Raw genomic sequence first — 8,114 nt, forward strand, 5'->3', positions numbered from 1 at the left:
CCCCGCGCCCGTCGCGGCGCAACGCACCTGCCACGGCAACAGCGCGGACGGGAATTCGCCGTCCAGGATCGCGACCGTGTCGCCGACCCGCAGCGGCCAGCTCGCGGCGATGGTCGACATCGCGTGCGCGAGCGAGGGCACGAGCGCGACCGAATCCGGATCGGCGCGTCCATCTGCATGAAAGAGCTGCGACGCCAGCGAACGCACGCGCTCGATCTGCGCTTCCCAGTCGGCGTGGGACAGCCTCCATGGGGTGCGGCCCTCATCCCAGGCGGCACGCAGCGCGGCGTCTACGCTGCGCAGGCGTGGCGCGTTGGTGGCGGTGTCGAGGTAGATCGTGCGCTCGGGCACCAGGAACGCATCGCGGGCATCGGCGGGCAGCGGCATCCGACCAGTGTAGGCCGCCCGCCACGGCCGCCAGCCGACACGCCGCCGTCACCCGGCCGTCGCGTTCCCGCCGTAGCCTTTTGCGATGGGAACGCGCCTCGCCACTCCGCCCGCCGACGCGCGGGAAGCCGCAGTCTGCGCAGTCGATCCGTTGGCGGCGCGCCATGCGGCGGTACGCGAACGCAGCGTCGAGCTGGCCGCGCCGGTATCGGCCGAGGACGCGATGCTGCAGTCGATGCCGGACGCCAGCCCGACGAAGTGGCACCTTGCGCACACCACGTGGTTCTTCGAGACCTTCGTGCTGTCGCAGCTGCGTGGCCACCGGCCGGTCGATGAAACCTGGCAGGTGCTGTTCAACAGCTATTACCAGGCCGTGGGCCCGCAGCATGCGCGGCCGATGCGGGGGCTGCTGTCCCGCCCGTCGCTGGCCGACGTGCTCGATTACCGCGCGCATGTCGATGCAAGCCTGCATGACGCCCTGGCGAGCGGCCAACTCGACGACGCCCTGCGCCTTCGCGTCGAGCTCGGCCTGCAGCACGAGCAGCAACACCAGGAGCTGATGCTCACCGACCTGCTGCATGCGCTCTCCTGCAATCCCCTGCTGCCGGCATACCGCGACGAGCTACCCGCACACGGCGCGCCGGCCGGCGCGATGCGGTGGCAGCGCTTCGATGAAGCGATCGTCGAGGTCGGCGCGGCTGCGTGGCCGCACGCCGCGCGCGAATTCGCGTTCGACTCGGAGTCGCCGCGCCATCGCGCACTGGTCGCCGCCTTCGCGATCGCGACGCGCCCGGTCACCTGTGGCGAATACCTCGAGTTCGTGCGCGACGGCGCGTACCGCAACGCCGCGCTGTGGCTCAGCGACGGCTGGACGCGCGTGCAGGCGGCAGGCTGGCAGCGCCCGCTGTACTGGCTCGACGAAGAACACGCGTTCACCCTCGGCGGCGCGCGCGAAATCGACGCCGACGCGCCGGTTGCGCACCTGTCGTATTACGAGGCCGACGCGTTCGCGCGCTGGGCCGGCGCGCGCCTGCCGACCGAGCACGAATGGGAGCGCGCCGCGCAGGGCGCTGCCGTCGAAGGCAACTTCGTCGAATCCGGTCGCCTGGCGCCCACGGCGAACGCGGGCGATGGCGTGCGTCAACTCTTCGGCGATGTCTGGGAATGGACGTCGAGTGCGTTCCTGCCGTATCCCGGCTACCGGCCGTGGGACGGCGCCATCGGTGAATACAACGGCAAGTTCATGGTCGGCCAGCAGGTGCTCCGCGGCGGCAGCTGTGCCAGCCCGCGCGGCCACCTGCGCGCCAGCTACCGCAACTTCTTTCCGCCGCACGCCCGCTGGCAGTTTTCCGGCGTCCGGCTGGCCAAGGACATCGCATGACCATGCTCGACGTGCGCCGACGCGCAGTGCCGGCGCTGCCCGCGTTGCTGGACCTGCATCCCACGCCCGACGATCTGCGCGCGGACGTGATCGCCGGCCTGTCGTCCGCGCCCAAGACGCTGCCGTCCAAGTACTTCTACGACGCGCGCGGCTCGCAGCTGTTCGAGGAGATCACGCGCCAGCCCGAGTACGACCTCACCCGTGTCGAACTCGCACTGATGCAACGCGTGATGCGCGCGGTGCGCGACGCGGTCGGGCCCGATGCGCACGTGGTCGAGCTCGGCAGTGGCAGCGCGCGCAAGACGCAGCTTCTGCTCGCGGGCCTTGCCGACCCGGTCGCCTACACGCCGGTGGAGATCTCGCGCGAAACGCTGCTCGATTCGACGCAGCGGCTCGCATATGCGTTTCCCGAAGTGCAGATGCTGCCGGTATGCGCCGACTTCACGCGCCCGGTGCCCGTGCCGTCCTCGCTGATTCCCGCGGCGCGCACGCTGCTGTTCTTTCCGGGGTCGACGCTGGGCAATTTCGACCCCGTGCAATCGGTCGAGCTGCTCGGTGCCATGCGCGAGACGATGGGCAACGACGGCCTCGCGCTGATCGGCATCGACCTGGTCAAGGACGTCGCCGACATGGAAGCCGCCTACAACGACGCTGCGGGAATCACCGCCGCATTCACGCTGAACCTGCTCGCGCGACTCAATCGCGAACTCGGCAGCGACTTCGACCGCCGCGCGTTTTCGCACCGGGCGCGCTGGTCCGCGGCCAACAGCCGCATCGAGACGTCGATCGTCAGCCGCCGCCTGCAGACCGTGCGCGTCGGCGGTCACGGCTTCGTGCTGGAAGAAGGCGAGCCGATCCTCGTCGAGATCTCGCACAAGTACACCGACGCCCACTTCGACGCGTTGGCCACGCAGGCGGGATTGCGCGTCGCCCACCGCTGGAACGCGCCGGCCGACCGCTTCGGCCTGCGCCTGCTGGAACCCGCATGAGCGACGACGACATGCTCGACTGCATCATCGTCGGCGCCGGCCCCGGCGGACTTACCGCTGCGACGTACCTGGTGCGCTACCACCGCCGCATCGTGGTGCTCGACGCTGGCAAGAGCCGCGCGCGCTGGATCCCGACCAGCCACAACGCGCCGGGTTTTCCGCGTGGCATCGAGGGCCGCACGCTGCTGCAGCAACAGCGCGAGCAGGCCATCGGCTACGGCGCGCGCATCGAAGACGCCTGCGTCGCCAGGCTCGAGCGGGTCGGCGGCGGCTTCGAAGCCGTGGCCGCCGACGGCCGCCGCTGGCGCGCGCGTTTCGTGATCCTCGCGACCGGCATCGTCGACGTGATGCCGCCGATCGCCGGGCTGGAGGCGGCGATCGCGAACGGCGGGGTGCGCCTGTGCGCGGTCTGCGACGGGTATGAAGCCAGCGACTGCCGCGTGGCCGTGTACGGGCCGGTCGACAGCGCCGTCGGCCACGCGTTGTTCCTGCGCACGTTCTCGCGCGAGGTCACGGTGATCGCCAGCGACGACACGCCGGGTTCGGCCGACGCGCTTGCGCAGGCGCGCGCCGGCGCCATCGAGGTGTTGCCGACGCCGACCAAGCTCGTGTTCGACGGCAGCGCCACGGTCGCGCGTTTCGATGGTGGCCGCGAACTGCGCTTCGACACGATGTATCCGACGCTCGGCAGCACGGTGAACAGCGGGCTCGCGCAACAGGTCGGGGTCGAACTCGACGCCTGCGGCGAAGTCGTCGTTGACGAAGACCAGCAGACCTGCGTGGACGGCGTGTACGCGATCGGCGACGTGGTCAGCGCGCTCAACCAGATCGCCGTCGCGCTCGGCCATGCGGCGATCGCCGCGACCAAGATCCACAACCGGCTGCCGCGCAACTGGCGCGAACGCGAGGACCTGCAGGCGGAAACCGCGAAGGACCTGCCCTCGCCAGAAGGCGTTACGGGACCCGAGACGCCGAAGTCCGCGCGCGCCTGAGGCACGCGCGCCGGTGAAGCACCGGCGCTAGACTGCGCGACCCTCCCGGACGCCGGATTTCCGTGGACGCCGCGATCCCACCACGCGGGCGCCGTGCCGCGCTCGCTTTCATCTTCGTCACCGTGCTGATCGACGTACTGTCGTTCGGCCTGATCATCCCTGTGCTGCCGCACCTCGTGCAGAAGCTCAACGGCGGCGACATCGAACACGCGGCCTACTGGGTCGGGTTGTTCAGCATGGTGTTCGCGGCGGTGCAGTTCCTGTCGTCGCCGATCCAGGGCGCACTGTCGGACCGTTTCGGCCGCCGCCCCGTCATCCTGATTTCCTGCCTCGGGCTTGGCCTCGACTTCGTGTTCATGGCGCTCGCGCCGACGCTGGCCTGGCTGATGGTCGGCCGCATCATCTCGGCGATCGCGTCGGCGAGCTTCACGACCGCGAATGCCTACATCGCCGACATCACCGCACCGGAACAGCGTGGCAAGGCGTTCGGCATGATCGGCGCGGCGTTCGGGCTCGGCTTCATCATCGGCCCGATACTCGGCGGCGAGCTCAGCGTCATCGACCTGCGCATGCCGTTCTGGGGCGCCGCGTGCCTGTCGCTGCTCAACTTCTGTTACGGCCTGTTCGTGCTGCCGGAGTCGCTCGCGCCCGGTAACCGTGCGCCGCGGTTCGACTGGACGCAGGCGCGGCCGTTCGCGTCGCTCGCGGTGATCAAGCGTTATCCGCAGATCACCGACCTGATCGTGATCGTGCTGCTCGCCGCGTCGACGCACTACGTCTACCAGAGCACGTTCGTGCTGTATGGCGACGTGCGCTATGGCTGGGGCCCGCAGGGCGTGAGCTACGTGCTCGCGGTGGTCGGCGTGCTGAGCGTGATCGTCAATGCGGGGCTGGTGGGACGCATGATCAAGCGCTTTGGCGAGCAGCGCGCGATGATGCTCGGCCTGGGCTGCGGCGTGATCGGTTTCGCCATCTACGGCCTCGCGGCCAAGCCGTGGATGTTCTATCTCGGGCTGCCGATCAGCGCGTTGTGGGCGGTGTCGCAGCCCGCGGCGCAGGCGTTGATGACGCGCGAGGTCGGCGCCGACGCGCAGGGCCGCCTGCAGGGCGCGATCATGAGCCTCGTCAGCCTGGCCGGCATCGCCGCGCCGATGACATACGCGGCCACGTTCGGGTTCTTCATCGGCAAGCGCGCGCCCGTCTACCTGCCCGGCGCCGCCTTCTTCCTCGCGGCCACCGTGCTCGCGTGCGCGTGGCTGATCGCGGTGCGCCACGCACGACGGCACGCGGCAACGGAACCTGCCACCGCCTGAACGCGCGCGCCCGATTGGCGCGCCCTTGACGATCCTGCGTCGATGCTCGGTTGCACATGAGCGCCGTCCTTTCCTCGCAACCCGATGCCTCGTTCGCCGCGCGACAGGCCGGGCTGGTCTACGTCAGTGACGCCTCGCCCGGTATCGCCCGGCGAAAGGCCGGCGAGGGTTTCTCGTATGTCGGCGTCGACGGAAAGCCGATCGACGACGAGGACACCCTCGCGCGGATCCGCGCGCTGGCGATCCCGCCCGCCTACGTCGATGTTTGGATATGCGCCGATGCGCTCGGCCACCTGCAGGCGACCGGGCGCGATGCAAAGGGGCGAAAGCAGTACCGCTACCACGCGGACTGGGCCACCGTGCGTGGCGACGGCAAGTTCGAACGGATCATCGCGTTCGGCGAGGCATTGCCCAAGCTGCGTCGCCGGCTGCAGAAGGATCTCGCGCTGCCCGGGTTCCCGCGCGAAAAGGTGCTGGCGATCGTGGTGTCGGTGATGGCGCGGACGCTGATTCGCGTCGGCAACGACTGCTACGCGCGCAGCAACCGATCGTTCGGGCTGACCACGCTGCGCAACCGCCATGTCGGTTTCCTTCGCGGCGGGCGCGCGAAGTTCGCGTTCCGCGGCAAGTCGGGCCTCGACCACGAGATCGTGCTCGACGACGTGCAGCTGGTGAAGCTGGTCAAGCGTTGCCAGCAACTGCCCGGCCAGTCGCTGTTCCAGTACGTCGACGACGAGGGCCATTCGCAGCCGGTGGGCTCGGCGCAGGTCAACGACTACCTGCGCGACGCGCTGGGCGAGGCGTTCACCGCGAAGGATTTCCGCACATGGGGCGGCACCCTCGCGGCGATCGAGCGCTTCGCCGCGACGGACGTGCCCGACGACGCCACCGAGCGCGCGCTGGCGACGATCGAGAAGCAGGTCGTGACCGAAGTGGCGGATCTTCTCGGCAACACGCCGTCGGTATGTCGCAAGGCGTACGTCGATCCGGCAGTGCTCGAGGGCTGGCGGAGCGGGCGGTTGCGTGCGTTCACCGAAGGCGCGCGCAGCGGTCGCAGTTGGGAACTGGCCGCGTTGCGCTTCCTGCGGGATGCGCGTCGGCGCGTGGTCGCCGCTTCACGCCCCGAGCGTGGCAGTCGTCGTGCAACGGGTCGCAGCCGCACCAGGACGGAACCGCGCGGCGGGGGATCGGCGCGACGGCGGCGTCGGTCGACCGATGATCCGAGTATCGCGCCCGCGTCACCTGCATAGGCTTGCGCGCGCGTGGCTTGCGTCTGCGCAGCCGTGCGCGATCGCCATTGGCGACCAGCACGGAGCACAGCCAGTCACGTGATCGGCGACGCGCAAGGCCGGGTGGGCGCTACGCATCGATCGGGGCGACGTGGGTCAGCCGCAGCCGACGTGGAGGATCACGTTGCTGGTATCGACCCGGATGTCGAGGCGATCTTCGCGGAAATCCGCGGTGACCATCTGGCCCGGTTTGATGACGCGGACCAGCGTCGCGCCGCTCTGGCGCTGCGCGCGTGCGATGTTCTCCGCCGACGCGGGCTTTCCGACCAGCGACGCCAGGCCTTCGGCGCTGCATCGCGCGAGCACGGGTGGCACGGGCGTCGACAGCGGCGGCGCGGATGCCACGGCGCATGCGGTCAGGACGATGTCGAGCATTGCGAGCACGAGTAGCGCGAGGGTTCTGGATGAACGATGCATGCGGCCTCCGGGCGATGTATGCCGCAGGATGCCGGACGCACGATGAAGATGCGTCAATACGCGTCGTAATGGTCAGCCACAGCGGGTGCGGGTGATCAGCGCGCGGTTGTCGAGATAGAGGTTGAGCCGATCGATGCGTGGATCGTTCCGTGAGGTCGACTCATCCGGTTTGACGACGCGAACAGTCGAGCTGCCACTGGCATGTCGCGCCTGTTCAACGATCGATGCGCTCGCAGCGCGGCCGATCCATGCATCGGCATTCCCGGGGCGACATATCGTGGGCGTGCCCGCATCGGCCGGGCGCATCGCGCTGCACGCCGCCACTGACGCGAGCAGCACCACGACCGGCGCGATCATGCGCGGCGAGGCGGCCTCGCGGACGTTTGCTTGCAGCGGCATGTCGGCGCCCGCACAACGGTAGGGGCTTCAGGCTGCGTTGCGTGCCGTCTTCGGCATGTCAAGAAGCTTCAGGCGATTCAGGCGAGTCGTCGCACAGGCGAAGCAGCAGTTGCGAGAGCGTCGCCACGTCCTGCCGGTTGTGTTCGGCGACGCGACGCAGGTTGGTCGACGCACCGCCGCGGAGGTAGGACAGCCACGCCGCAGGCGCCTGCGAACCCGGCAGGTCGTCCTCGCGCAGGATGCGCAGCGCCTCGCGCTCGATCGTCGCCAAGCGGCAGTTTTCCCAGCGGCCACGCCAGCGACGACGCGACGGATGCAGCAGATCGAGATGGTCGAGGCCGTGCAGCGGATCGGGCTGGCGCGCCAGGCGATAGCGCGTTCGAAGCAGCGGCGCGTCATAGCTGCGGCCGTTGTAGCTGGAAAGCACGGTCGACGGCGACAGCCACGACGCGAACGTGCGCAGCATCGCGCGCTCGGCCGCCATGTTCGCGATGTACAGCTGGCGCACGCGCAGCGCGCCTTCGAACCAGTCGGCGGCGCCGATCATGAACGCGCGCGTTCCCGTGCCGCCGGCCAGGCCGGTGGTCTCGGTGTCGAAGAACAGCAGGTCGTGTGCATGCACGTGGCCGTCGCGACGCGCGAACGCGAGCGGCAGCGGCGCATCGGGAACGGGATGCGCGACCGCGGATTCGATCAGCCACAGGCCATCGTCGATCTGCTCGCCGGGGAGCATGCGATCGATCGCGCGCGCGCGGGGACGCGGCGCCGCCACGTGATCTCGCAGACCGAGCAGGCGGCGCAATCCGTCGGCAGATGCACGTGGCGGCGGGGATCCGCCCGGCGCTGCGGCTGCGGGCGCATCGATCATCGCTACGCCCGCCGCCAGCACCGCATCCCACGGCGCGACCGTCGTGGACGTATCGCCCGGCGCTGCCGGCAGCGTGGGC

At 69.7% G+C, this 8,114-nt stretch carries 8 protein-coding genes and 1 pseudogene; 5 read left to right on the forward strand and 4 right to left on the reverse strand.

The window, feature by feature from the left end; all coding sequences use genetic code 11:
• A pseudogene (locus FW784_RS10875) lies at positions 1-387 on the reverse strand (aminotransferase class V-fold PLP-dependent enzyme); the annotation flags it as partial.
• A gap of 85 nt (positions 388-472) precedes the next feature.
• Here FW784_RS10875 and egtB point away from each other — a divergent pair.
• From egtB to FW784_RS10900, 5 genes are read left to right on the forward strand one after another with little or no spacing between them, the layout of a single operon-like run.
• The gene (gene egtB, locus FW784_RS10880) at positions 473-1,768 is read left to right on the forward strand and encodes an ergothioneine biosynthesis protein EgtB (protein ID WP_149353367.1); all 1,296 of its coding nucleotides are present in this window, start codon (positions 473-475) and stop codon (positions 1,766-1,768) included.
• A 2-nt stretch (positions 1,769-1,770) separates the two neighbouring features.
• Positions 1,771-2,757, forward strand: coding sequence for an L-histidine N(alpha)-methyltransferase (egtD, locus tag FW784_RS10885; RefSeq protein WP_149353373.1), 987 nt, complete (start codon positions 1,771-1,773; stop codon positions 2,755-2,757).
• Positions 2,754-3,749: an NAD(P)/FAD-dependent oxidoreductase gene (locus FW784_RS10890; RefSeq protein ID WP_235893659.1), complete on the forward strand. Its 996-nt coding sequence runs from the start codon at positions 2,754-2,756 to the stop codon at positions 3,747-3,749. The genes egtD and FW784_RS10890 overlap by 4 nt, the downstream gene beginning before the upstream one ends.
• A 56-nt stretch (positions 3,750-3,805) precedes the next feature.
• On the forward strand, positions 3,806-5,062 hold the full coding sequence (locus tag FW784_RS10895; RefSeq protein ID WP_149353368.1) for a TCR/Tet family MFS transporter: 1,257 nt from the start codon (positions 3,806-3,808) through the stop codon (positions 5,060-5,062).
• A gap of 56 nt (positions 5,063-5,118) precedes the next feature.
• Positions 5,119-6,312 carry a DNA topoisomerase IB gene (locus FW784_RS10900; protein ID WP_149353369.1) on the forward strand — a complete coding sequence of 398 codons (1,194 nt, stop codon included), beginning with the start codon at positions 5,119-5,121 and terminating at the stop codon, positions 6,310-6,312.
• Between the two features lie 135 nt (positions 6,313-6,447).
• Here FW784_RS10900 and FW784_RS10905 read toward each other — a convergent pair whose 3' ends face one another.
• From FW784_RS10905 to FW784_RS10915, 3 genes are all read right to left on the reverse strand, one after another.
• Entirely contained in the window at positions 6,448-6,768 is a 321-nt protein-coding gene (locus FW784_RS10905) for an I78 family peptidase inhibitor (RefSeq protein ID WP_149353370.1), read from the reverse strand.
• Positions 6,769-6,840: 72 nt separating this feature from the next.
• The gene (locus tag FW784_RS10910) at positions 6,841-7,167 is read right to left on the reverse strand and encodes an I78 family peptidase inhibitor (RefSeq protein WP_149353371.1); all 327 of its coding nucleotides are present in this window, start codon (positions 7,165-7,167) and stop codon (positions 6,841-6,843) included.
• Between the two features lie 58 nt (positions 7,168-7,225).
• Positions 7,226-8,056, reverse strand: a complete 831-nt coding sequence (locus FW784_RS10915; protein ID WP_425481636.1) for a ribonuclease H-like domain-containing protein — start codon at positions 8,054-8,056, stop codon at positions 7,226-7,228.
• Positions 8,057-8,114: the final 58 nt, after the last annotated feature.

The sequence above is a fragment of the Cognatilysobacter lacus genome, assembly GCF_008274655.1.
GTDB classification, from domain to species: Bacteria; Pseudomonadota; Gammaproteobacteria; order Xanthomonadales; family Xanthomonadaceae; genus Cognatilysobacter; species Cognatilysobacter lacus.

Bases quoted from the DNA above. Each gene is read 5' to 3' on its own strand.
- egtB (WP_149353367.1), top strand. From the start codon at position 473: ATGGGAACGCGCCTCGCCACTCCGCCCGCCGACGCGCGGGAAGCCGCA.
- egtD (WP_149353373.1), top strand. From the start codon at position 1,771: ATGCTCGACGTGCGCCGACGCGCAGTGCCGGCGCTGCCCGCGTTGCTG.
- FW784_RS10890 (WP_235893659.1), top strand. From the start codon at position 2,754: ATGAGCGACGACGACATGCTCGACTGCATCATCGTCGGCGCCGGCCCC.
- FW784_RS10900 (WP_149353369.1), top strand. From the start codon at position 5,119: ATGAGCGCCGTCCTTTCCTCGCAACCCGATGCCTCGTTCGCCGCGCGA.
- FW784_RS10905 (WP_149353370.1), bottom strand. From the start codon at position 6,768: ATGCATCGTTCATCCAGAACCCTCGCGCTACTCGTGCTCGCAATGCTC.
- FW784_RS10910 (WP_149353371.1), bottom strand. From the start codon at position 7,167: ATGCCGCTGCAAGCAAACGTCCGCGAGGCCGCCTCGCCGCGCATGATC.